This window comes from Gammaproteobacteria bacterium (assembly GCA_016200485.1).
GTDB lineage: Bacteria > Pseudomonadota > Gammaproteobacteria > Tenderiales > Tenderiaceae > JACQEP01.
The window spans coordinates 64,354-88,950 of sequence record JACQEP010000015.1; the positions used below are offsets into that span (position 1 = coordinate 64,354).

Consider the following 24,597-nt stretch of genomic DNA (forward strand, 5'->3'; position numbering starts at 1 on the left):
GAAAATCACACCCACGGGTGGCCCGTTGTTAATTCCTTATCGGACGTTTGTGAGTAGTGCTTTAGGTGGGGCTATTTACTCGCTGAAAACCCAGATTATTGAGCGGGAATGCCGGGAGGGAGTTGGCGCGGCTGTTCGATGCGGACCCGTTTCTCGCGGCCGCTCTCCCCGGCAAGGAGGGTGACCTGGGATTTGGCGACGCCAAAGACCTTGGCCAGGAAGGCCAGCAAGTGGCTGTTGGCGGCGCCATCGACCGGCGGCGCGGTGATGCGTACCTTGAGTCGTTCGCCATGGAGGCCGGAAATTTCATCGCGGCTGGCGCGGGGCTGGACCCGCAGCTCAAGGATCAGATCGGGTCCCTGCCAGCGCCAGGCGCTCACGTCAGGCTCATCCCCACATCCCGCAACGGGGATACCAGCAGGATCTTGAGCAGGCCGATACCGAGAAAAACAATGATCGGTGACAGGTCGATGCCGGATAAGGGGGGCAATAAGCGCCGTGCCGGGGCCATTACCGGTTCATTGATGGCGTACAAGATGCTGGTGAGCGGATTATAGGTGCCGGGGCCAACCCAGCTGAGAATCACCTGCGCCAGGATACTGACAAAGTAAATGTTAAGCACGGCACCGAGCAGATCACTGATACTGAGCACGACCAGTCCGGGGATCGCGAGCAGATTGCCGGTGGCGATGCCGAGCAGGAAAATTTTTAACATCGTCAGTACGAGCAGCAAAAATACCGAGGCAAGATCGATTCCCCATAATCCGGGAATGATGCGCCGCAGCGGTTTGAGCGGGGGATTGGTGATTTTGACCAGAAACTGGCTCACCGGATTGTAAAAATCGGCGCGCGCCACTTGCAACATGAACCGCAACAACACAGCGAAGATATAAAGACTGAAAACGGATTCAATCATAAATCCGGCGGCAGAAGTGAAATATCCGTTCATTTTTTCTCCTGGGCGAAATAGGTAGCCAGTTCTGCCGAGCGGTGTGCGGCAGCTGCAACGGCCTTGTCGATCAGCTCACGCAAACCACCATTCTCAAAGACCTTGAGCGCTTGCTCTGTGGTGCCACCGGGGGAGGTGACGCGCACGCGCAGAGTGGCGACATCTTCCGGCGTTTCCAATGCCATCTTGGCCGCGCCAAAGGCCGTTTGCTGCGTCAGCAGCCGCGCCGTTTCAGCGGGCAGCCCCAAGCGCGTGGCGGCGGCTTCCAGTGCCTCCATCACCAGGAAAAAATAAGCCGGGCCGCTACCAGAGAGCGCCGTGACCACGTCCATCAACAATTCGTCATCCAGCCACAATGACATACCGACGGCACGCATGATGGTTTCAGCCGCATTGTGTTGCTGGGCACTGACCTGTGCGTTGGCATAGAGTGCCGTAGCTCCGGCCTGAATCAGTGCCGGTGTGTTGGGCATGGTGCGCACAATGGCGAGATTGCCGCCTAGCCATTGGCTTAAATCCTGTTCCCGGACACCGGCGGCAATCGAAATAATCAGTGGTTTGCGACGCTGGGCGACATCGCGAATTTCCAGCGCCACGCTGTGCATGACTTGGGGTTTGACCGCCAGAATCACGATCTCCGCCCGTTCCACGGCAGCCGTGTTACTGGTGGCGATATTCACACCTAGACGACTGCGTAATTGTTCCAGTGGCTGGGGATTGATGTCTGTTACCCAGATCGAATTCGGATCACGGCCATCGGCGATCAGGCCGCCGATCAGGCTGCGGGCCATATTGCCGCCACCGATGAAACTGATGTTTTGTGTTTTCATTGTGCTGTGTTGTCCTGATAAAGATTATCCAAAAACCAAAAAAATCCAACGCGGACGAGTGCATGGATGCACGAGGTAGGGCAACGCATGGAGCGGTTGCCGAGACGCAGAGGCGCGGAGAAAACCTTGTTAACCACAAAGGACACAAAGGAGCGATCAGGAACACGAAGGAAATCATATGAAATCTTTTTCCCCCATCTATGGTCCATGATTCGCGGTATTGCCCTTGTTCCCGGTTTCCGTTGTGCGCCTTTGTGGCCTGAGTGGTTAGATTTTGGTTCTCCTCCGCGCCTCTGCGTTGGATTTTTGATCTCCCGACCCGCACGAGGGTCGCTCCCTCGGCAATGGCGGCCTCAAGGTCATCCGACATCCCCATTGATAACGTATCGAGCGCCAGTCCGGCGTGGATCAAATTTTCCTGTAGCTGGCGCACCTGGGCGAAAACTGCGCGTTGAGCGTCAAAGTGTTCCACCGGAGCGGGAATAGCCATCAGGCCGCGCAGTTTCAAACGCGGTAACGTATTCACTGCCCGGGCCAGTTCAAGAAGCTCGTCTGCTGTCGTTCCGGATTTGCTGTTTTCACCGCTGATATTGACCTGGAGACAGAGATTCAGCGGCGGCAGTTCTGGCGGCCGCTGTTCACTTAGGCGCTGGGCGATTTTGATCCGGTCGACGCTGTGTACCCAGGCAAAATGTTGGGCAATGGGCCGCGTCTTGTTGGATTGAATCGGGCCGATGAAGTGCCATTCCAGGTTAGGGGTGGTGGTCAGTGCCTCGATCTTGGGCAAGGCCTCCTGCAGATAGCTTTCTCCAAAGCGGTGCTGGCCGGCGTCCATCGCCTCTTGTAGCGACGCGAGCGGAAAGGTCTTGCTGACGGCAATCAGCGCCACCGAACCGGGCTGGCGGCCAAAACGGGCTTCGGCGGCGCGGATGCGGGCGATAACGATGCTAAGTTGTTGTTTAATGTTGGCCATTGACTTGTGGGGTGGCGGCGATCGGACTATTTTATCAAGCTGCGATAGTGAGCCAAGCTCAGTCAAGAGTCCAGGCAAGGTGCCGTTAAGGATAGTGATCGGGCTGGCCGCGAAGGCCGGTCCATATGGCTTTGAGAATGGAAAAAGCGCAAGGGAAAAACCATGGATATCTCCGAACTGCTTGCTTTTAGCGTCAAAAATGCCGCCTCGGACTTGCATCTGTCAGCGGGTTTGCCGCCAATGATTCGCGTTGACGGCGATATTCGACGCATCAATGTGCCAGCGCTGGATAACAAGTCGGTTCATAACATGCTGTACGACATCATGAACGACCGCCAGCGCAAGGACTTCGAAGAATTTTTCGAGACCGATTTTTCGTTCGAAATTCCTGGCCTCGCGCGCTTCCGCGTCAACGTCTTCAATCACAATCGTGGTGTCGGCGGCGTGTTTCGTACCATTCCTTCAAACATTCTGACGCTTGAAGATCTCAAGTGCCCGGCGGTGTTCAAGGACATCGCTAATAATCCGCGTGGACTGGTGCTGGTAACGGGGCCGACCGGTTCCGGTAAATCGACAACATTGGCGGCGATGATTGATTACAAGAACAGCACTGAATTCGGCCACATTCTCACCGTCGAAGATCCGATCGAATTTGTGCATCAGAGTAAAAAATGCCTCATCAATCAACGCGAAATTCATCGCGATACACTTGGGTTTAATGAGGCCTTGCGTTCCGCCTTGCGTGAAGACCCGGATATCATCCTGGTCGGTGAAATGCGCGATCCCGAGACGATTCGTTTGGCGCTCACCGCTGCTGAGACTGGTCACTTGGTGTTCGGTACGCTGCACACCAACTCCGCCGCCAAGACCATCGACCGTATCATTGACGTGTTTCCAGCGGCCGAGAAAGATATGACGCGTTCAATGTTATCGGAATCATTGCGCGCCGTTATTTCTCAATCCCTGCTCAAGCGCATTGGCGGTGGCCGTGTCGCAGCGCATGAAATCATGGTCGGTACACCTGCGATTCGTAACTTGATCCGCGAAAACAAAGTGCCGCAAATGTATTCCGCGATTCAGACCGGACAAGGTCTGGGGATGCAAACACTGGATCAATGTTTGCTGGAATTGGTGAAACAGGGCGTGGTCACCAAGCAGGATGCGAAGATGCGTGCCGCAAACAAGGAATCCTTTGGTTAATCGACCCGTTATTCAGCCGCTATCGGTGTAGGCATTTTACCCTGGCGTAAGGTCATTATCGGCCAGCCCTTGATTGCGGCATGTTGCGCCAGCGTTTCATCGGGGTCGACGGCGACCGGATGCGTCGCCAATTCCAGCAATGGTAAATCATTGAGCGAGTCTGAATAAAACCAGCTTGAAGCCAGATTCGCTCCGTTTTGTTGTAACCACTGTTCCAGACGTTTTGCTTTCCCTTCACGGAACGAAGGCGTACCCGCGACATTGCCGGTATAGCGCCCGTGCACAAACTCCGGATCGGTGGCGATCAGGTCATCAACGGCCAGTGCCTCGGCAATCGGTTCGGTCACAAAGCGATTGGTGGCAGTGATAATCAATAGCGTGTGTCCTTGATCGCGATGTGTTTTTAACAGCGTTCGCGCCGCGGGCAGGATGATGGGCTCGATCACTTCCTGCATAAAGCGTTGGCGCAAATCCAGCAGCAATGGTAATGGATGGGTGGCCAGTGGTCGCAGCGCAAAACGCAAAAACTCCTGAATATCGAGTACGCCGCGACGATATTCATCATAAAAGCGCTGGTTTTCGCGCGCGTAATAAGTGCCATCGACCAGGCCAGCGTTTACCAGATACTGCCCCCACAAATAATCGCTATCGCCGTTAAGCAGGGTATTGTCGAGGTCGAATATCGCCAGATTCACTGTTTTAAAATCCTGTTGCTTTGGCCAAAACCCAGAAGCTTAAGGTGGGTTGTGTCAGGAGTAAATCCCGAATTGAATGATGTGACTCAGGTCGAATTGCTTGTGGCCACGGTTTTATGGAACAATGGATCAATAGTCAATTTTGCTAACGGTTTGTAAGTGATTGATCCAGATGGATATAGGCCCAATGTAGGCATTGTCTTGTGTAATCGCGAGGGAAAGCTTTTTTGGGCGCGCCGCATTGGTCAGAACGCCTGGCAGTTTCCGCAGGGGGGGATTCGTACCGACGAAGAGCCTGAGGAAGCGATGTACCGGGAGCTGGCCGAGGAGGTCGGTTTGCGTCCCGAGCACGTAGAGGTCCTCGGCCATACACGCGGCTGGTTGCGTTATCGCCTGCCCCGGCGTTTGGTGCGCTATGGCAGCAAGCCGCTGTGTGTTGGTCAAAAGCAAGTTTGGTTTATGTTGCGTTTTCTGGCGGACGATAGCGAGGTTCGGTTTGATCTCAGCGAGCGGCCGGAGTTCGATAGTTGGCGGTGGGTCGATTATTGGTCGCCGGTGCATCAAGTGGTGCATTTTAAGCGCGCGGTCTATAGCCGCGTGTTGCAGGAATTCGCCCCGTTGCTGGGATTTGAAGCGCAACGTTCGCAGTTCAGATCGCATCGCAATACACGTCCCTAGGTATAAGTTATGATGCTCGATAGATTGCGCCGCATCATTCAGGAAGTGGGGCATGCGCGAGATTTGCATCAGGCGCTCACGATCATTGTCGAGCGTGTGCAAGAAGCGATGCAGGTCGATGTCTGCTCGGTCTATCTCGTCGATGACACCAGAAGCCGTTATGTGTTGATGGCGACTCGCGGCCTGAATCCGGATGCCGTGGGCAAGGTCAGTTTGCCGTTGGGGCAAGGCTTGGTGAGCCTGGTCGGCGAACGTGCCGAGCCGGTCAATCTCGAAGATGCACCGACGCATCCCCGTTTTCGTTTTATTGCAGAAACCGGCGAACAACCCTATCACGCCTTTCTCGGCGTGCCGATCATTCATCATCGCAAGGTATTGGGCGTGTTGATTGCGCAACAGCGCGCCACACGCCGTTTTGATGATGAAGAAATTGCATTCCTGCTCACCATCGGTGCGCAATTAGCGGGTGCTATCGCTCATGCCGAAGTTGTCGGGGGCATGGCCGCGTTGGTGGGTGGCAAGAGCAGCGTGGCGATGGATGGTTTGCCGGGATCGCCTGGGGTTGCGATTGGAACGGCCTTGGTCATCTATCCGCCTGCGGATCTCGACGCCGTGCCGGATCGTGGTGTGGATGATATTGACGCTGAAATCGCAGCGTTTCGTGAAGCGATTGCGCTCGCGCAGGCCGATATTCGTGAATTACAACAACGTATCGCCATCGCATTAAGCAGCGAAGATCAAGCCATCTTTGATGCCTATGTGCAAATGCTGGGTAGCGCCAGCATCATCGATCAAGTCATTGCCCAGATTCAGCGGGGTAGTTGGGCCTCCGGCGCTTTGCGTGACACCATCGCGGCGCATGTCCATGTTTTCGAGAACATGGATGACCCCTATATGCGGCAGCGCGCCGATGATGTGCGCGATCTTGGTCGTCGTATCTTGATGTGTTTGCAGAAGGGGCGTGATCGTCCACCGCCATATCATGATCAAACAATCCTGGTCGGCGAAGAAATCACCGCGACCATGCTGGCTGAAGTGCCGGTGGGAAAGCTCGTAGGTGTCGTCTCGGCCAGGGGATCAACCTCTTCCCATGTGGCGATTCTGGCGCGGGCGTTGGGTGTGCCGGCGGTGGTCGGGGTGCAGGATTTGCCTGTGACCCGCATCGATGGCCGGGAAATCATCGCCGATGGCTATAGTGGCCGTATCTATGTTTCGCCTTCGGATGGCATCCGCCAGGAATATCAACGTTTGTTGCGGGAAGAAGCAGAGCTCAATGCCGGCTTGTCCGAATTGAGCAATCTGCCCGCGGAAACGCCGGATGGAATTCGTATCCCGCTTTATGCCAACACCGGTTTGCTATCCGACATTACTCCGGCCCGGCGCAGTGGTGCCGAAGGGGTTGGGCTATATCGCACCGAATTTCCATTCATGATTCGGGAACGCTTTCCGACGGAAGATGAACAATTTCTGATTTACCGCCGTGTCATGCAGGAATTTTCGCCGCGACCAGTCGTATTGCGCACGCTGGATGTTGGGGGTGACAAGTCGCTGCCGTATTTTCCAATTAAAGAAGAAAATCCATTTCTCGGTTGGCGTGGAATTCGCATTACTCTGGATCATCCGGAAATATTTTCGGTGCAACTGCGTGCCATGATGCGCGCCAGCCAAGGTATGGGGCGCGCGCGTTTGTTGTTGCCCATGGTCAGCAATATTCCCGAGATTGACGAATCCAAGCGTCTCATTCGCAAAGCTTATGAAGAGCTGATTGAAGAGGGCGTTGCCATTGAGCCGCCATTGATCGGCGTTATGGTGGAAGTGCCGTCACTCGTTTATCAGATTGAATCCGTCGCCAGCCGCGTCGATTTTATTTCCGTCGGCACCAATGACCTGACGCAATATTTGCTGGCGGTCGATCGCAACAATAGCAATGTCGCAGCGTTGTACGACAGTTTGAGTCCCGCCGTCATCCGTGCCGTAAAAGCTGTGATTGATGGCGCGCAGGCACTTCACTGTCCAGTGAGTGTCTGCGGTGAAATGGCTGGCAATCCCAAGGCAGCGCTGGTACTGCTCGGATTGGGCGTAAATAGCCTGAGTATGAGTAGCTCAAGTCTGCCTCGCGTTAAATGGATGATCCGCAGTTTCCCCGTGGCCCGCGCCCGTCGCATTGCAGAGGATGTGTTAGCGCTGGAAGACTCGCAAAGTGTGCATGCTTATCTGGCCGAGATGTTGATCGAAGCGGGGTTGGGCGGGCTGGTGCGCGCGGGACGGCATTAACAACCGCTGAAAAACGTGCTGATGAATACATTATGGCGGATGTTGCCCTTAAGCAGCGGGCCAAGATCATGCCTGCCAGCCGCACGTAGCGCCGCGACGCGGTGACACCCCTAAACATGCCGTTTCCTATCCAGATCAACTTGTTATATGACCGGCTAATAAAATTACCGGACACTACTTGAGATTATCTTCGAAATTTATTGAGAAATCGTAATAACCTTATTATGAATAACATTTTTACTTTCGTTACTTCGGAAGTAAAAATGTCTATTCGTGAATCGGATTGGCATGAACAAAGCTATAAATCGTCGGCGCCACACTGATAATCCATCGATTCAAATCTAGTCTGTCCCTGGGATAGGCAACTTTATTAATTCATTGCGATATCCAGCTTGGCCGAAGATCAGCTTGGTTAAGGTATACCTGAGGTATACCGAAGTATAATTTTTTTCGCGCCCTGCGATTGGTATCTTTGGTCTCGTTGATCTAAAGATACCGGAGTCATTACATGACGCATCCAAATAAACGCGAAAACGTATTTCATGAAATGGATTTTGTTAGGTTGACGGTGTGGCGTGCGGCTATCACTCCCCACAGAGTCGCTTTTGGGTTTCAAAACGATCAAGGCAATGGCGAAACTGTAGTCAGTTATGGCGAGCTTGACCGTCGAGCCAGAGCGATTGCTGCGGTATTGCAGCAGCGCGGATTCGGCGGCCAGCGTGCTGTGTTGTTATTTCAGCCCGGCATTGATTATGTACTGAGCATTCTCGGTTGCTGGTACGCGGGGATTACCGCTGTGCCGGTGTATGCGCCACGGTTGAATACGTCGTACGAACGAGTACGCATTATCGTTAACGATGCGCGGGCGGCGGTGATGCTGTCGACTTCTTCTGTGTTGGCCACGTTGGCCGGTGATGAGTGGCAGGTCTTGCGCCATCGCGGTTTACAAGCGTTGGCCACGGATGATTTGCCGGTTGGTATTGAAGCAGACTGGAAGATGCCCGCTGTTGATGGAGATACGTTGGCAGTGCTCCAGTATACCTCAGGCTCGACCGGGACGCCCAAGGGAGTACGCGTTTTGCAGCGGCACTTGATGGCGAATTCCCGAATGATTTCACGGGCCATGCACAGTGATGAGGAAAGCGTCGGCGTTGTGTGGCTGCCACCCTATCATGACATGGGATTGGTAGGTGGGATTTTGCAGCCATTCTATGCCGGTTTCCCCGTACATTTAATGGCGCCTGCCACATTCCTGCAAAGACCCATGCGTTGGTTGGAGGCTATCTCCCGGTATCGTGGCACCATCAGTGCTGCGCCCAATTTTGCCTATGATTTATGTGTTCGTCGCGCCAGGCCGGAGCAGATTGAACAGCTTGATTTATCTAGCTGGCGTGTTGCCGTGAATGGAGCCGAACCTATTCGTGCGGAAACCCTTAAGCGCTTTTCTGAAACATTTGCGCCCGCTGGTTTTGATCGCCGAGCCTTTTTCCCTTCTTATGGCATGGCCGAAACGACATTGATGGTGACGGCACCACAGGTTTTGAGTGGCGCGGTTATGTTGCAGGCAAGACGCGATGCGTTGGCGCTGGGTTCTCTCAAGACAACTGGAGAGGGCGGCGTCATGTTGGTCAGTAGTGGCCAAGCGGATCCGGAAACCGAAGTTGCCATCGTCGATCCTGATTCGTGGAAACGGTGTGGCAAAGGCGTGATCGGCGAGATCTGGGTCAGTGGCCCAGCGGTTACCGATGGTTATTGGGCGAGACCGGATGCAACAAAGGAAACCTTCCATGCCAAGTTGCCAGGCGATGATACCTCCTGGTTGCGTACGGGCGATCTGGGTGTGTTACAGGACAACGAGCTCTACGTCACTGGTCGCATCAAAGATCTTATTGTCATCCGCGGTCATAATTACTACCCGCATGATATTGAAGCAACGGCGTTGTCGGCGCATCCGGCGCTACGTCCGCAGGGCGCTGCGGCATTTGCCATTGATACGCCAGATGGCGAGGGGTTGGGATTAGTTGTCGAAATGGACCGTGGTTGGCACTCCGAGGATTTGGACGACGCGGCCATTGCTCTGCGTAACGCAATCTCTCGCGAACATCAGCTTCAAATTAATGAGTTGGTGTTTGTTCGTGCCAATACGATTCCAAAAACATCCAGTGGCAAAGTACAGCGCTTGCTGGTGCGTAACCGCTGGCTTGCCGCAGAACTTGAAATTTGTGTCAGGGAGGCAACCGCATGATTCCCCAGCAATACCATGAAGCATTGGCTTTTGAGCAGGCACTTGGCGATCCTGCTAATCCAGATAATACACTCTCATTTCGTCAGGCGATGGCGCTGGATGAAGCGGATGCCTTTCCTGATGTGGCCGTCTCGTTTCTAAACGCGCTGGGAGTGCCGCGCGTTTATGTGCCTGAGCAACTGGGCGGTTCGTTTAAGTCAAGCGAAACTTTTGTGGCCATGGGCAGAACGCTGGCCAGGCGTAATATGTCCGTCGCAGTAAGTTTTAGCACGATGCTGTGGTCGGCGCTGGCCTGGATCGGCGGAGACGCCAAACAGCAGCGACGCATTGCGGACTGGGTGCTTCACGACGGCCATTTTCCCTGCTTGGCCTATTCCGAGGCGGATCACGGCGCTGACTTGGCGGCCAACGAATTAACGGCTCGTCGAAACGCCGATGGTAGTTATACGCTCAATGGTGAAAAGTGGCCGATCAACCGGGCCACGCGTTCCGGTTTCTTGGTGTTGCTGGCACGTACCGATGCCGGTCAGCATCTGCGCAATCATACATTATTTATTATCGACAAAAATAAACTGGAGAGCCGTCACTACTATCATTTGCCACGCGTGAAAACTCATGGCTTGCGTGGCTGTGACATCAGTGGGATCGGTTTCCGGGAGTGCAATATCCCGGCTGACTCGCGCATCGGTGCTGAAGGGTTTGGGCTAGAGCTGGCGCTTAAGGGGTTTCAAGTGACTCGCACCTATTGTACGGCGCTCTCCCTGGGCGTAGGCGATAGCGCGTTGCGGCTGGTGGCGGATTTTGCCGCGCAACGGCAGTTGTATGGCGCTGCAATGAATACATTGCCCCACACGCAACATGTGTTGGCGAACGCCTATTTGTCGCAACTGATGGGTGAATGCACTGCCATTGTCGCTGCGCGCGGCTTGCATCTTTATCCGGAGCAGTTCTCAGCCTGGTCCACCGTCGCTAAAGTGCAAGTTACTCATTTGGTTGATTTTGCATGTCAGCAGTTGGCTAGCGTTCTGGGGGCGCGTTACTACCTGCGCGAAAGGCATGGCGAGGGAATATTCCAGAAATTTATTCGCGATGGCGCCATCGTTTCCATCTTTGATGGTAGCAGCCTGGTCTGCCTCGACAGTCTGGCGACATTGCTGCCAACGCTGGTGCGAGGGCATCGTGATCACGTCTCTCCGGTCGACTGGCCGGCGCTTTATGATCTGAATTGTCCATTGCCATCGTTACCGTATGAGCGGCTTGATCTGTTTAACCGTGGTCGTAATGCGGTCATGGATAGCCTGCCGGCACTGTTGATGCAGCTTGATGCGGTTGTCGCGGATGACGAACTGAATGTGCAAACATTGTCTGAGCTGCGGCGTTTAGCGGTCCAATTGAAGAACGATCTTGCCTCATTGAATGCGAACGTTCTTGATGAACCAGTGCGTCGTGGCGAGCGTAATAGCGCACGGCAGTTTGCGTTTGCCCAGCATTATTGTGAGCTCCATGCGGCCATCGCAGCGCTTGGTGTGTGGTTGTATAACCGCCATGCGCTTGGCAGTTTCTTTGCGCGCGGACTCTGGTTACAGGCCGCTCTGGCGCGCGCTGGGCGAGCAGAGTTCCGATGCGGGGAGCTAGCGCCCGCGTTAATCGGAGCGCTACATGAACAATGTGAGTATCAGCGTACGCATGCACAGATGTTTTCGTTATTACCCTGGCCATTGGCGGCGCGTGGCCTTGTGGAGACCTTACCTGATTTTTCCAAGGAGACTTACCGTGACTTACAAACCGCATAGTGTCGAATATCTGTGTGATACCCTCGTTCAGATGCTAGTCCAAGAGCTACGCCTGCCAGCGGGCAGTGTGGCGACTGATAAACCGTTGACCCAGTATGGGCTGGATTCGATCGCGGCTTTGACGATCGCAGGTGATCTTGAAGAGATGCTGGGGCTTGAGCTGCCTTCTACCTTGCTGTGGGATTGCCCGACCATTGACCATTTAGCCCGATATTTGTCCGATACATTGCAATCAAGTGAACAGGTGGTGGCGTGAGTATAGATTCGCTGAATGCGCCGTTGCCTGATGGAGTATTGGCGATTCATCCATTAGCGCCAGAGCAGGTGGGGCTATGGTATCTACAGCAACTGGCGCCAAGCTGCGGTGCTTATCATCTGCTGTTTAGTGTGGACGTTACCGTTGGGCTGGATGGGTGGCCGAGTGCATTGCCGCAGCTATTGGATGCATTGCTCACCGATTACCCCGTATTGCGTACCGCGCTGCCAGAGACACCGGAAGGACCACAGCAATGGGTCCACCAGCACGTCACGCCTGATGTTCAGATTGTGAATGCCTCTGGTTGGAGCGACGAGCGCCTGCGTGAGCAGGCGCGTACCGACAGCCGGGTACCGTTCGATCTTGGTTGCCCGCCGTTATGGCGTGTTCATCTGTACCAACGTACCGACTCACGCTGGTTGGCGGTGGTGGTTGTTCACCATGTCTTATTGGATTTTTGGTCGCTTGGTCTGTTGTTACAGGAGGTCGCGGGACGTTTGGGAATTGCGGAACGAAGCACGCAGCCATTGGAGGGAAGTGGTTATGGACAGTATGCGCACGCGCAGCAGATACGCCAGACCGATCCAGCACTTCGAGACCGCGACTTGAAATACTGGCGAGACCAGCTGAAGGGCGCGCCCCCTGTGCATTCACTGCCGTTTGACGCACCACGTCCCGCCCTGCAGGAATATGATGGGCATACGCTTCCGTTTGTATTTGACGCGACAGTCAGTGAGTCGATCCGTCGTGTCGCGCGCGAAGAGAGCGCCACGCCCTTCATGGTGCTATTGGCCGCCTATAGTGTTTTGTTGCGCCAGTTCTCGGGGGATGACGATTTAGTGATTGCGACGCCGGTCGCGGGCCGCACCGAGCGATCACAGCGAATGCAGCTTGGGCAATATGTGAATACGGTTGCCTTGCGCGTTCAGCTTGACGACAGCATCAGTTTTAGTAATTTATTACAGCAAGTGCGCGATGTCGTGGTGGGTGCACTGCGTCATCAGGATTTCCCATTCTCGTCGTTGGTGGAGGAATTGGCGCCACGCCGCGATCCCAGTTACGCGCCTATTGCACAGCTTGGTTTCTCCTGGGAACGTCTGCCACTGTTGGCTGAATTTGAGCATTTCTTTCTTGCTGATCCACCGCTACTGGAACGGCACACCGCAGGGCTTGTGCTTCGGCCATTTGCAGTACCGCAACAAGAAGGTCAGCTCGATCTGATGTTGGAAATGGGGGGCGAGCGCGAAGGTGCATTCGTGGGCGTATTTAAATACCAGCATCGGCTGTTACGTCCGGATACAATCGCCGAAATGGCCCGCTATTTCATCGGTTTGACAGAACAGCTCGTGGCTGCGCCGCAGTGTCCGTTGGGACAAATCCGTCCGGACAATCCAGTGGAGCTCGCGCGCTGGCTGGCAATGGGCCGTGGCCCTCGGTGCGACTGGCAGCAAGGCAGTGTGTCGACCGATATTTTTGAGTGCGTGACAAGGGCACCTAATGCTCCCGCGGTGCGAGATGCTACACGGCAGCTTGATTATGCAACACTATGGCGCCGGGCAGGGCAGATTGCCGGTGTACTGCGTAGCGCAGGTGTGATACCGGATGCCCATGTCGGTTTGATGTTGGAACGTGGGGTCGATTTGGTCGCGGGGATTTTGGGTATCTGGCGTGCTGGTGCGGCTTATGTGCCGCTTGATCCTTCATTCCCGGCGGAACGTTTGGCCTATATCGCGTCGGATGCGCAGTTGTCGGCGTTAATCACAGAGAGTGATCTGCAACCGCTCTGGCCAGATGGATTATCCACGATCTGTGTCGATATGGCACTGCCGGATCAAGCGCCTCATGCGCCGCTAGTGAGTAAAGTGGCCTATGTATTGTACACCTCGGGGTCGACTGGCCAACCCAAGGGCGTGCGCGTTGGGCACGGGTCCGTGCGCAACTTCCTCCTGGGCATGCAGACGTTATTGCAATGGGATGCACATACCCGCTTGTTAGCGGTCACGACGCCAGCGTTCGATATCTCAGTGCTGGAGCTATTGTTGCCATTACTAGCTGGTGGTGAAGTGATCGTGGCGGATAATGCCTCGCTGCGGGATGGTGCCAAGTTAGCTGATCGGCTTGCCAGCGACACCATTACTGCGATGCAGGCAACGCCGGCGACTTGGAAAATGTTGATCGATGCGGGATGGCAGGGCTGCAAGACGCTGACCGCGTTGTGTGGTGGTGATACGTTGTCCCCGCAACTTGCACAGCAATTACATGCGCGAACCACTGCGTTGTGGAATCTCTATGGGCCAACCGAGACCACAGTGTGGTCAACAGCCGTACGTCTAGTGCCCGATGCGCCAATTCATGTGGGCCGCGCGATTGCCAACACCCAGTTGTATGTGCTCGATTCCCAAGGTTATCCAGTACCGCCAGGCGTGATTGGCGAGTTGTGGATAGGCGGTGATGGACTTGCGCTCGATTATTGGAAAAAGCCTGAACTGACAGCAGAACGTTTTCGTGTTCTGGACACGTTACCGCAGGCAGGCCGCGTATACCGCACGGGTGACAGAGTGCGTTGGACTGCGGATGGTCGACTTGAGCATCATGGCCGGCTTGATTTTCAGGTTAAGCTTCGTGGTTACCGTATTGAGTTGGGTGAAATCGAAAGCGTATTGCGGCAGCATCACGCGGTCCGCGACACCGTTGTTGTCGTGCGCGAGGATCGGCCGAGCGATCCCCGTTTAGTCGCTTACTTGGTTGCAGCGAACGAAGCCACTGTGCTGGATGAATTGCGTGATGCGTTACGTGCAGAGTTGCCAGCGTATATGCTGCCATCAGCCTTCGTCTTTCTTGAGCATTTGCCGCAGACGCCGAATTGCAAAATTGATCGCAAGGCGTTGCCTGCGCCGGAAGTGTCATTGCCGGACAGCGATTATGTTGCCCCTCGTGACGAGCTGGAAATTCAGCTGGCTGGGCTGTTCAGTGATCTGCTCAGTGTGTCTCGCGTCGGCATTGAGGACAACTTCTTTGATTTAGGCGGCCACTCGCTCTTGGCTGTGCAGTTGGTGGCCGGCATTAAGCGCCTGTTCGACGTTGAATTGTCAGTGGCTGAGCTCATCCAGCATGCAACCGTCGCGGCGTTGGCTAGCCGTTTACGCCGGGGTGGCGATGCCCGTCCGGGCATGTTGCTCACCCTGCGTGCGCGGCGTGATGTTCAGCCGTTATGGCTGTTTCACCCCATCGGCGGTAATGTGTTCTGTTATCTTGAGCTATGCCAACACCTTGCCAGCGAACGGCCGGTACTGGCAATCCAATCGCCAGGGTTGATCAATGCGGGAGAGGCCGAGGTGACCATTGAGGCAATGGCAGGCCGCTATCTTGAAGTGTTGCGCGAAAAACAGCCGCAAGGTCCCTATCTCCTGGGCGGCTGGTGTTTCGGGGGTATCATTGCGTTTGAGGTGGCACGACGCTTACGCGATTCAGGAGAAATGGTTACCGGCATTACGCTGATCGACACGCGTGCCCCCGTTCCTGCCAATGTTCCCAGCGACGCCGACGATGCAACGTTGTTGTCGTGGTTTGCACGTGACTTGGCCACGCCATATGGTAAGTCTTTACGTATCACGGCAGACATTCTACGTGCGTTGCCGAACGAATCGATGCTCGAATATGTATTGAACGAAGCCAAGGCGATTGATGTCTTGCCCCGTGACGCTGATATTGATCAGTTCTCCCGTTATTTTGAGGTCTATATCGCCAATGGTATTGCATTGCAGTTATATTTTCCGCCTGCGGAGTCGTTGCCTGTGTTACTGGTGCGCGCGGTTGATGAACCGGAAGACTATGGTCCGTCATTAGGTTGGACCGAGCTTGTGCTGGACACATTGCAGATAGTTGAGTTGCCTGGTGATCACAATTCAATCATGTATGCGCCGCAAGCGAAAGCGGTTGCGGCTATGATTGATCGCCATTTTCCTGTTAAACCTGTCATAGGATTTGCTGCATGATACACGCCGATTACCGTTATACATTGCCGGTTTCTCCAGCGGAGGCCTTTGCTTATCTCTCCAACCCGGCAAACGATGCCCAGTGGCAAAGCTCCTGTAGTGCCGTGGAACTGTTGGCACCGCAGCCAGACGTGGGGTGCCGTTACACGATTGTTTTTAACTTCCTCACCCGTAAGATGAATTTTCTTGCTGAGATTATCGAAAGCACACCGGATTGTGAATATGCGTTCAAGGTGATCGAGGGACCATTCTATTATGAGGGGCGCTACACCCTGCGTCCGCACCTGGCGGGTGTTGAGGTGCACTGGCAATTCGCTGCCGAGCCGGGCAAATTTTTCGGTATCATTCCGGCAACGATTTTGCGCAAGGTGTTGATTAGCCAAATTGAGAGTGATGTGGTGAAGTTACGCAAGCAACTCACTGTATCGCAAACGGATTGATCTGTGGGAAATTCCATTTAGCGCCATTCCACCAAGTTGTCTTAAGGAGAAGATATGAATCGCTATGCGCAATGGTTATTACGAAACCGTATCACGGTCATTGTTGTGATCGCGGTGATTACCGCGGTACTGGGCGTGTTCGGAGCGGGTCTTAAGGTCGTTATCGACCCGTCGGCGCTTGCACCACAAGGGCATCCGTATATCAAGTCCACTAATCGCATTGACGCGGAATTTGGTTCCAAGTACTTGATGCTCATTGGCGTCAGTCCGAAGCAAGGTGATATTTTTCAGCCCGCCGTGCTTGACCGCGTGCAGCGAATCACGCGTAAGCTGGAAAACACCCCCGGTGTGGTACGTTCAACGCTGGTGAGTCTGGCAGCTCGTCAGGCGAAGGCCATCAAAGGCACAGAGGAGGGGTTTGAAGCCAGGCCGCTGCTCAGGCAAGGCTCACTGACAAAAGAAGATTATGCCGCGCTCAAACAAGCCATTCTATCCAATTCCGTGTATATGAATACGGTGGTCTCGCCAGATTTTCATACAGCAGCAATCTTGGTTGAACTGAAAGAGCGGCCGGATGGATTCCAGAAAATGGTCGAGCCTGTACGTGCGGTGGTCGATGCTGAACGTGGGCCGGAGGTGACAATCACGCTTGGCGGTAACCCAATTTACCTCGACAAAACCGAGACTTTTGCCCAACGTATAAATATTTTGTTCCCCATTGCGATCCTGGTGATTGGTTTATTGCACTTTGAGGCATTCCGTACCAAGCAAGGGTTGATATTGCCGCTTGTGACGGCGTTAATGGCGGTGGTCTGGGGAATGGGGTTCATGGGACTGGTGCGCCAGCCGCTCGATATCTTCAACTCTCCGACGCCAATCCTGATTCTGGCGGTGGCGGCAGGGCACGCGGTGCAGATGCTCAAACGCTACTATGAAGAATACGTCAAGTTGCGCCAGATCGGCGTCTTGTCGCCGCAGGATGCCAATCGCGAGGCCGTTATCCGATCGTTGACCGGCATCGGTCCGGTCATGATGATTGCAGGTGGAGTGGCTGCGCTCGGCTTCTTCTCCCTGTTAGTGTTCGATATCGCCACCATTCGCAGCTTCGGCGTTTTCACGGGTGTGGGGATTCTGAGTGCCGTACTGCTGGAAATGACATTTATCCCGGCCATGCGCTCCCTGTTGTCACCGCCGAGCGATAAAGACTTGGTGCGTGAGAACAAACAGCGGATTTGGGACCGCATTCCGCGCTGGGTCGGCGAACAGCTGGTATCCCGCACCCGCCGCCGCATGATGTTTGGCGTGCTTGCCGGGGTGGTAGTGTTGTGTGTGTTAGGGATCCAGCGTGTTGAGATCGATAACGCCAGTAAAAATTTCTTTGCCGCCAATCTCGATATTCAGAAGGATGACGAGTTCCTAAACAGTCAACTTGGAGGCACCAACAGTCTGTATATCATGGTGGAGGGTAATCGTGCGGATACAATCAAAAACCCTGAAGTACTCGCCGCGATAGAGCGCACTCAACGTTTTGCAGAGGCGCAGCCATTCGTGGGTAAGACGATCTCCATCGTCGACTACCTCAAGCGCATGAACCAGGCAATGAATGGTGATGCCATCAATGCCAGCGTGTTGCCAACGAATGGAAATCTGGTGTCACAGTATTTGCTGTTGTACTCCATGTCTGGCGAGCCGGGAGACTTCGATGCCTATGTCGATTATCAATATCAGCGTGCCAAGATCACCATCCTGCTGAAATCGGGTAGTAATGCTTATGTTAAGGATCTGGTGAATAAGCTGGAAGGCGAGACCCGAGAGGCCTTCGGACCAAATATTAAAGTAAGTTTTGGTGGAGATGTCGTGCAGACCATCGCCCTGACAGATACGATGGTCAAGGGCAAGATCCGCAATATCGTACAGATAGCGCTCGCCATATTTGTGATTTCTGCGCTGGCATTCCGTTCATTCACAGCGGGTGTGATTGTGTTGTTACCCCTGGCGATGGCTGTGCTGGCCGTGTTTGGCGTAATGGGGGCGTTCAATATCCCGCTGAATATTCCGAACTCGCTGATCTCGGCGATGGCAGTGGGCATCGGCGCCGATTATGCGATCTACCTGCTGTATCGCATGCGCGAACAGATCAATGCCGGTGATGAGACCAATCAGGCGACTTTCAATACGTTGGCAACCGCCGGCAAGGCGGCGCTTTATGTCGCCACGGCAGTCGCGGGGGGGTATGGCGTACTGGCGCTGTCGATCGGCTACAATATTCACTTGTGGCTTTCCTTGTTTATCGTGCTAGCGATGGTGGTCAGTGTGTGGGCCTCGTTGACGCTGGTGTTGGGTTTAGTGCTGTCATGGCAACCGCGGTTCATTTTTAGAGCGGATAGCCGCTGGTCAGCCTGGCAATGGGTGAGTTTGTTAGTGTTTGGTTCCAGTCTGTTGTTGTTTATCGGCGGCTTTGCTCACGCGGATTCGTCGCCGGCGCTTGAGATCATGCGAAAAAATCTGGCCGCGACGAAGGTCAATGATTCGATAGCGAATGCCACGTTCACGCTGACCAACCGAGAGGGTTTCAGCCGGGTGCGTAAGACGAGCGGATTGACCCGGTTGCAGGACAAGAGTGAAGACAATATGCGTCTTGTTCGTTTTCTCTCTCCCGCGGATATCAAGGGAACCTCCACCCTATTGATTGAGCATGCCAATGCCAATGCTGATGATGATATGTGGGTCTATCTGCCCGCGCTGGGCAAGGTGCGCCGCCTTTCTGCCTCCAACAAAAAGGATAGTTTTGTGGGTACAGATTTCAGCTACGGTGACATCATCGGCCACAAGCCGGAAGAATGGACCCACAAAATACTCCGCGAGGAAATGAACGACGGTGCGCAGTGTTATGTGATTGAATCGACGCCAAGCAGCGATGCCGTTAAGCAGAACAGCGGATATTCTAAGCGGGTAACTTGGGTACGCAAGGATAATTTTGTCGCCAGCCGTGTCGATTTCTGGGATGAAGGTGAGCAACCGCTGAAGCGCATCAGCACCACGGACATTCGTCAGGTGGGAAAAAATGGCAAGTATCAGGCGATGGTGTCGGTGGCTGAAAATCTTCAAAATGGTCATCGAACCACTATACAATTCGATGAGTTCAAGGCAGACCAGAATGTTGCCGCCTCACTCTTTACGCCGCGGAATCTAGATAAGTGAGTTGGAAGTATGCGTTGACAGTACTGGGACTGCTCGGATCAAATATTGTTGCGGCAAATGTAGATATCGATTCCTCACTGTCGCTGCGCGGTGATGCATGGAATGGTGATCGCGATTTGAATGATGAGGGTCCCCTGAGTGGCACAAGCGCTTGGGGGAAAGCCAAAGTCAATAGTGATGCGCTTGGCCAGCTGGTGGTTAATGGCTGGGTGCGCACGCAAAGTTCAGATGTTTCTCGTCATGGGCTGGTTCGTGAATTGTATTGGCGCAATCATTTTGGACCGCTCGACGTCAAGCTTGGTCGGCAGATGATCGCATGGGGGCGAGCTGATGGGCTTAACCCGACCGATTATCTGTCGCCGCGTGATTTCACGTTATTAGTCACTGAAGATGCTGATATGCGTTATGGTAACGAGAGCGCTAATGTGGCGCTCGAAACGCGCACAGGTCTCTGGTCTGTGTTCTGGTTTCCTCAGGCGGCCAGCAATACCATTCCGCTGGCAACCCTACCGGGCGTGGCCTACCGTATCGAGTCACCCCCCGAATCTTCACAATGGGCGCTGAAATGGGAGGGGAGTAGCGAAAATATCGACGGCTCGCTCTCTTATTTTAATGGGTTTGATCCGACCCCAGACCTGCTTCCGGGTGGTCTATCGGCCCAAGGTCTGGACGTGGTGGTGCGCAATCAGCGTGCTAAGGTGATCGGCGGGGATGTGAGCTGGGTTCACGAAGGCGTGATTTGGCGTGCAGAGTCGGCGTGGTTGCAAACAGACAGCGAGGGTCGTCTGGATTTCTCTCACAAAAAGCCGCAACTTTGGCTGGTGGGAGGACCCGAGTGGTCATTCGGCGAAGGTGGCACATTTGGCATTCAGGCCACTGTGCGACATGTGTATGACTTTAGTGACCCTGAATCTCTCGCGTCAGGAGTAACGCAGGATGTGGCCCTACGGCAGGCCGCCCTCAGTGGGCAAACAGCACAAAATCAGGAAGGGTTTACTTGGCGGATTGCCAAGCGATGGTTGAATGACAGCTTAACATTGGAAACGACAGGCGTAGCAGTTTGGCCGGACCGGAATGGTACTGCCAGAGTTAAACTTGATTATGCAATCAATGATGATCTGCGAATTTTATTGGGAACTGACCACTATTTCGGCCCCGAATACACTTACTTTGGGCAGTTGCAACGCAATCGACTAATTTATCTCCAGTTGCGTTATGGATTGTGAAAACGCAACAGTTTCTTTGTATGCATGGCGCCTGGAGACACACCTGTCCGATGATTTGGCGCTGTTGAGCAACGAGGAAACCCACCGCTATAGAAACTTCAAACAACCACTCGCCGCTATGCGATACGCCGCCGCGCGGGCAGGGTTACGCCTCCGCTTGGGGGAACATCTGAACGATAACCCCGCAGCACTACAGATTCGCCATACCCCTTTGGGGAAACCATTTCTAAGCCACTTTACCCATTGCCATTTCAGCCTTAGCCATTGCGGTGATAACGCTGTCCTGGCAGTGGCGGATGTCCCGGTGGGCGTGGATCTGGAAGCGCTGCCTAAGCGGGATTGGCAGGGATTGGCACAGCATGTCCTGAGTGATGAAGAACTGGATCATTTACGTACACAACCAATGGCAAACCAGTCGCGCTGCCTGATCGAATATTGGACAGCCAAAGAGTCAGTCATGAAAGCGTGTGGCCTTGGCTTGCAGCTGCCAGTCAAACTGATTCAAATTAGCTCGGATTTTCGTCAAGTAATCCTTCCGCCTGACGTGGCAAAACAGGTAGGCGATCAATGGCAGATCACGTTAAAAAACCATGGCACAGATAAAGTGTTGTCTGTATGTGTGTTGAGTGAAGCTCATCGAGGATTCGTTAATGTGAACACTCACGGTGCCAAATAAAAATTCCGTAAGCGCCTCATAACCCCCTGGCAGCTTGTTGAAAAACTCAAATTACCGCTGTGGTAGATGATAAAATAGCGCACAACAGACACAAAACGAGAGTGAAGGATGCGCGGAGCCGATATCAGCCAACCCTCTTTAGCGAGCGGCGCAGCAATGACCCCCATCAATTCCGAATCGATCCTGATGCCGAATTGATGCGTAAGGGCCGGGGCATGGAAGCCCGTCTGCGTTATATTATGGAAAACCGACACCACTTGGTGGTGCACGTGGGCGATTCTATCAGGCATTCCGGTGGTGGGGTGCCGGAACAAGGCAGGCTTTAATCCCCCCCCGGAAAATCTCAGAAATGATGGGATTAAAATTCAAAGCACCTTGATAAATACCTTCGACTTACGCTGATAGTTGTATAGCACCTGCTTTTTCACCGGCAATTGATCCACTTGGCCGGGCGTATAGCCGCGTTCCTGGAACCAATGCGCGGTGTGCGTCGTCAGCACGAAGACTTGGCGCAGGCCTTGTTGTTTGGCCTGTTTTTCGATGGCGGTGAGCAGCGCGTCGCCACGTCCGCTTTGGCGATAATCGGGGTGCACCGCTAGACACGCCAGCTCGGCAATGCTTTCCTGCACAAACGGATACAGTGCGCCGCAAGCGATGATGGTGCCGTCGCGATCGACGACGGTGAAATGTTCGATTTCCAGCTCCAGTTGTTCGCGTGAGCGCCGTACCAGCATACCTTCTTCTTCCAGCGGTTTGATCAGTTCCAGAATGCCGCCCACATCTTCAATCGTTGCTTGACGCGTGCCTTCAAAGGTTTCGGCGCCGATGAGGGTACCAACGCCGTCACGAGTGAAGAGTTCCAGCAATAAAGCGCCATCGATGTGACGATCGATTAAATGCGTGCGCCGCACGCCCTGGCGGCAGGCATCGATGGCATGTTGTAGATATTGGGATTCTTCATCAAGTTGTTGGAGTGCATTGACGCGTTGCTGCGCTTGTTCCAGCGTTAGTTCCCGCGCGGATGCCTGTTGGGTATCTGTAATGACATTGGTCTCAGTGAGGAACAGCAATTTATCCGCCTGTAAGCTGGTGGCGCAGGCGGCAGCGACTTCATTGGCGGTTAAATTGAAAATCTCACCCGTGGGTGAAAATCCCAATGGCGAGAGCAGCACGAGCGTGCCGCTATCCAGTCGCTGTTTGATCGCATCTGCATCAACACGCCGCACTTCGCCGGTATGGCAGTAATCAATACCACCGCGTACGCCCAGCGGTTTGGCAGTAACAAAATTTCCGGATGCAACACGCAGCCGTGCGCCGGCCATTGGTGAATTGGCGAGGCCCATTGATAACAGCGCTTCAATTTCCAGCCGCACACTACCTACGGCATCTTTAACACAAGTCAGTGCATTGGCATCGGTCACGCGCCGGCCGTTGACGTATTCCATTTTCAGGCCGCGTTCCTGCAACCGTTGTTCGATTTGTGGCCGCGCACCATGCACTAGCACCAAACGGATGCCCAGACTATGGAGCAGGGCGATGTCATGGATCAGTGCCGGAAAGCGGGGGTCGATCACCGCCGCGCCATCAAAGCTGATGACGAAAGTGCGACCCCGAAACGCGTGAATGTAGGGCGATGACTGACGGAACCAGGCGACGAACTGCGCCGAGGCCGGGGTTTCCATGGACATTAGCTCCTCTGTGTGGGCGTGCATAAAATCTCGATTAAAATACTAAGCTTTTGATTTGTTACGTTAAGAGTTGTTCGCAACTTAATATCAATTTAAAGGGTTTGCAGCGATTTTGCACCTATATTAGTTGAAGTCGTAAAACTTAAGCCATAGGGATTTTAGGTGTAGAAAGTGCAAGGATATCAACAAGTTTAATTTTGACTATTTTGGTAAAAAATACTTGTCAAATTGTTTAGCGTTCTGCTATGTTTCTTTATGAAACCGTGATGGTTGACTCTGGCAATAGGGTTTAGGGGAAAGATTATTTCATTTTATTTTCGTGGGGGAATTATCATGGAACAAAAATTTGCGCTGGTTGCTGCTGTACTGGGTATCGTAATTGCTGTAGGCACTTTCGCCAATCAGCTGATGGCCTAAGGCCCTCACGTATCGTTAACTCCTGAGGAGATAGCAACCATGTATACCGGAATCAAAAAGCCCGTAATGGAACAGACGATGGCGTTGATTGTGGGTGTGTTGGGGCTGACAATCTGCGTGGCGTTATTTGCTGGCCAGATTATGGTCTGATGATCTCTTAACTGGGTTAAAGAATTATCAAAAAGGGGAGCGGGATAGCTCCCCTTTTTGTTTTGTAGGGGCGGGATTCAAACCCGCCCCTATGTTTTCTAACCCTGCAATACGTTGTTGTTCCAGATGTTTGAAATCCCAATGGCGTTTGTCCATCAACTGGCTCGGATGGATCGCCTGTAGTGCATGAAGAATATTGCTTGGGATTTTCATATTGTCTCCCGCCAGGTCTTTAATCAGTTGCTTGGTCTTTTGGCGGACAAGATTGTCCTGTGAGCCGCAGAGATTGCACGGAATAATAGGAAATTCCCGCAGCGCGGCGTATTCAGCGATATCGTCTTCCTGACAATAGGCTAATGGGCGAATGACAATGTGACGTTGATCATCGGTGAGCAGTTTTGGCGGCATCGACTTGATTTCGCCATTATAGAAAATTGACATCAGCAGACTGGTGATTAAATCGTCACGATGATGGCCGAGTGCGATCTTGGTAAAGCTATGTTTGGTGGCATAGGTGTAGATATTGCCGCGCCGCAGACGCGAACAGAGTGAACAATAGGTTTTGTCTTCCGGAATTTTCTCGATCACCACCGAATAAGTGTCTTGTTTGTGAACCGTATGGGCGATGCCTTGATCGGTAAGCCAGGTGCGCAGCCGGCTGTCGTCCCAGCCGGGCTGTCCCTGATCCAGCGTAAAAGAAAACAGCTCAAATTTGTTGTGGCTGCGAACACGCAGCAGATTGAGCAAGTAAAGCATTGTAAAAGAATCCTTGCCGCCGGAGAGACAGACCATCACCCGGTCGCCTTTCTGGATCAGGTTGTAGTCGGCAATGGCTTTGCCTGTGTAGTGGAGCAATTTCTTTTCCAGTTTTTCGAGCGTGGCTGCCATGATGCGATCCCGGTTAATAGGCG

General features: G+C 53.7%; 16 protein-coding genes and 1 pseudogene. 10 read left to right on the top strand and 7 right to left on the bottom strand.

What is annotated here, in order from left to right; translation table 11 throughout:
• Positions 1–95: 95 nt before the first annotated feature.
• The 4 genes from HY272_09955 to HY272_09970 are packed head-to-tail and all read right to left on the bottom strand — an operon-like array spanning position 96 to position 2,752.
• A complete protein-coding gene (locus HY272_09955; protein MBI3773009.1) occupies positions 96–380 on the bottom strand; it encodes a YggU family protein in 285 nt (94 codons plus the stop codon).
• The gene (locus tag HY272_09960; GenBank protein MBI3773010.1) at positions 377–949 is read right to left on the bottom strand and encodes a YggT family protein; all 573 of its coding nucleotides are present in this window, start codon (positions 947–949) and stop codon (positions 377–379) included. Before HY272_09960 ends, HY272_09955 begins: the two co-directional genes overlap by 4 nt.
• Entirely contained in the window at positions 946–1,779 is an 834-nt protein-coding gene (locus HY272_09965) for a pyrroline-5-carboxylate reductase (protein ID MBI3773011.1), read from the bottom strand. Before HY272_09965 ends, HY272_09960 begins: the two co-directional genes overlap by 4 nt.
• On the bottom strand, positions 1,697–2,752 hold the full coding sequence (locus HY272_09970) for a YggS family pyridoxal phosphate-dependent enzyme (protein ID MBI3773012.1): 1,056 nt from the start codon (positions 2,750–2,752) through the stop codon (positions 1,697–1,699). Before HY272_09970 ends, HY272_09965 begins: the two co-directional genes overlap by 83 nt.
• A 162-nt stretch (positions 2,753–2,914) precedes the next feature.
• Between HY272_09970 and HY272_09975 the strand changes: the two genes are divergently transcribed.
• Complete coding sequence (locus tag HY272_09975) at positions 2,915–3,952, top strand: type IV pilus twitching motility protein PilT (GenBank protein MBI3773013.1); 1,038 nt, start codon at positions 2,915–2,917, stop codon at positions 3,950–3,952.
• A gap of 8 nt (positions 3,953–3,960) precedes the next feature.
• On the opposite strand, the gene HY272_09980 is transcribed toward HY272_09975, so the two are convergent.
• Positions 3,961–4,647, bottom strand: a complete 687-nt coding sequence (locus HY272_09980) for an HAD family hydrolase (protein MBI3773014.1) — start codon at positions 4,645–4,647, stop codon at positions 3,961–3,963.
• 159 nt (positions 4,648–4,806) lie between these two features.
• Between HY272_09980 and HY272_09985 the strand changes: the two genes are divergently transcribed.
• From HY272_09985 to HY272_10025, 9 genes and pseudogenes are all read left to right on the top strand, one after another.
• Positions 4,807–5,325 (top strand): RNA pyrophosphohydrolase, encoded by a 519-nt coding sequence (locus tag HY272_09985; GenBank protein ID MBI3773015.1) that lies wholly within the window; start codon positions 4,807–4,809, stop codon positions 5,323–5,325.
• A gap of 12 nt (positions 5,326–5,337) precedes the next feature.
• Positions 5,338–7,599, top strand: coding sequence for a phosphoenolpyruvate--protein phosphotransferase (gene ptsP, locus HY272_09990; protein ID MBI3773016.1), 2,262 nt, complete (start codon positions 5,338–5,340; stop codon positions 7,597–7,599).
• 508 nt (positions 7,600–8,107) lie between these two features.
• Positions 8,108–9,844 carry a fatty acyl-AMP ligase gene (locus HY272_09995; protein ID MBI3773017.1) on the top strand — a complete coding sequence of 579 codons (1,737 nt, stop codon included), beginning with the start codon at positions 8,108–8,110 and terminating at the stop codon, positions 9,842–9,844.
• Positions 9,841–11,637, top strand: a complete 1,797-nt coding sequence (locus HY272_10000; GenBank protein ID MBI3773018.1) for an acyl-CoA dehydrogenase family protein — start codon at positions 9,841–9,843, stop codon at positions 11,635–11,637. Before HY272_09995 ends, HY272_10000 begins: the two co-directional genes overlap by 4 nt.
• A 31-nt stretch (positions 11,638–11,668) precedes the next feature.
• Complete coding sequence (locus HY272_10005; protein ID MBI3773019.1) at positions 11,669–11,893, top strand: acyl carrier protein; 225 nt, start codon at positions 11,669–11,671, stop codon at positions 11,891–11,893.
• Entirely contained in the window at positions 11,890–15,888 is a 3,999-nt protein-coding gene (locus HY272_10010; GenBank protein ID MBI3773020.1) for an amino acid adenylation domain-containing protein, read from the top strand. The genes HY272_10005 and HY272_10010 overlap by 4 nt, the downstream gene beginning before the upstream one ends.
• A pseudogene (locus HY272_10015) lies at positions 15,885–19,529 on the top strand (outer membrane lipoprotein-sorting protein). The gene HY272_10010 and the pseudogene HY272_10015 overlap by 4 nt, the downstream one beginning before the upstream one ends.
• Complete coding sequence (locus tag HY272_10020) at positions 19,526–20,755, top strand: hypothetical protein (GenBank protein MBI3773021.1); 1,230 nt, start codon at positions 19,526–19,528, stop codon at positions 20,753–20,755. The pseudogene HY272_10015 and the gene HY272_10020 overlap by 4 nt, the downstream one beginning before the upstream one ends.
• Positions 20,745–21,431, top strand: coding sequence for a 4'-phosphopantetheinyl transferase superfamily protein (locus HY272_10025; GenBank protein ID MBI3773022.1), 687 nt, complete (start codon positions 20,745–20,747; stop codon positions 21,429–21,431). The genes HY272_10020 and HY272_10025 overlap by 11 nt, the downstream gene beginning before the upstream one ends.
• A gap of 365 nt (positions 21,432–21,796) precedes the next feature.
• Here HY272_10025 and argA read toward each other — a convergent pair whose 3' ends face one another.
• The gene (gene argA / locus HY272_10030) at positions 21,797–23,119 is read right to left on the bottom strand and encodes an amino-acid N-acetyltransferase (GenBank protein MBI3773023.1); all 1,323 of its coding nucleotides are present in this window, start codon (positions 23,117–23,119) and stop codon (positions 21,797–21,799) included.
• A 594-nt stretch (positions 23,120–23,713) separates the two neighbouring features.
• Positions 23,714–24,574, bottom strand: coding sequence for a tRNA 2-thiocytidine(32) synthetase TtcA (gene ttcA, locus HY272_10035; GenBank protein ID MBI3773024.1), 861 nt, complete (start codon positions 24,572–24,574; stop codon positions 23,714–23,716).
• Positions 24,575–24,597: the final 23 nt, after the last annotated feature.

Bases quoted from the DNA above. Each gene is read 5' to 3' on its own strand.
- ptsP (MBI3773016.1), top strand. From the start codon at position 5,338: ATGCTCGATAGATTGCGCCGCATCATTCAGGAAGTGGGGCATGCGCGA.
- HY272_09975 (MBI3773013.1), top strand. From the start codon at position 2,915: ATGGATATCTCCGAACTGCTTGCTTTTAGCGTCAAAAATGCCGCCTCG.
- HY272_10000 (MBI3773018.1), top strand. From the start codon at position 9,841: ATGATTCCCCAGCAATACCATGAAGCATTGGCTTTTGAGCAGGCACTT.
- HY272_09995 (MBI3773017.1), top strand. From the start codon at position 8,108: ATGACGCATCCAAATAAACGCGAAAACGTATTTCATGAAATGGATTTT.
- HY272_10025 (MBI3773022.1), top strand. From the start codon at position 20,745: ATGGATTGTGAAAACGCAACAGTTTCTTTGTATGCATGGCGCCTGGAG.
- ttcA (MBI3773024.1), bottom strand. From the start codon at position 24,574: ATGGCAGCCACGCTCGAAAAACTGGAAAAGAAATTGCTCCACTACACA.
- HY272_10005 (MBI3773019.1), top strand. From the start codon at position 11,669: ATGCTAGTCCAAGAGCTACGCCTGCCAGCGGGCAGTGTGGCGACTGAT.
- HY272_09965 (MBI3773011.1), bottom strand. From the start codon at position 1,779: ATGAAAACACAAAACATCAGTTTCATCGGTGGCGGCAATATGGCCCGC.
- HY272_09970 (MBI3773012.1), bottom strand. From the start codon at position 2,752: ATGGCCAACATTAAACAACAACTTAGCATCGTTATCGCCCGCATCCGC.
- argA (MBI3773023.1), bottom strand. From the start codon at position 23,119: ATGTCCATGGAAACCCCGGCCTCGGCGCAGTTCGTCGCCTGGTTCCGT.
- HY272_09960 (MBI3773010.1), bottom strand. From the start codon at position 949: ATGAACGGATATTTCACTTCTGCCGCCGGATTTATGATTGAATCCGTT.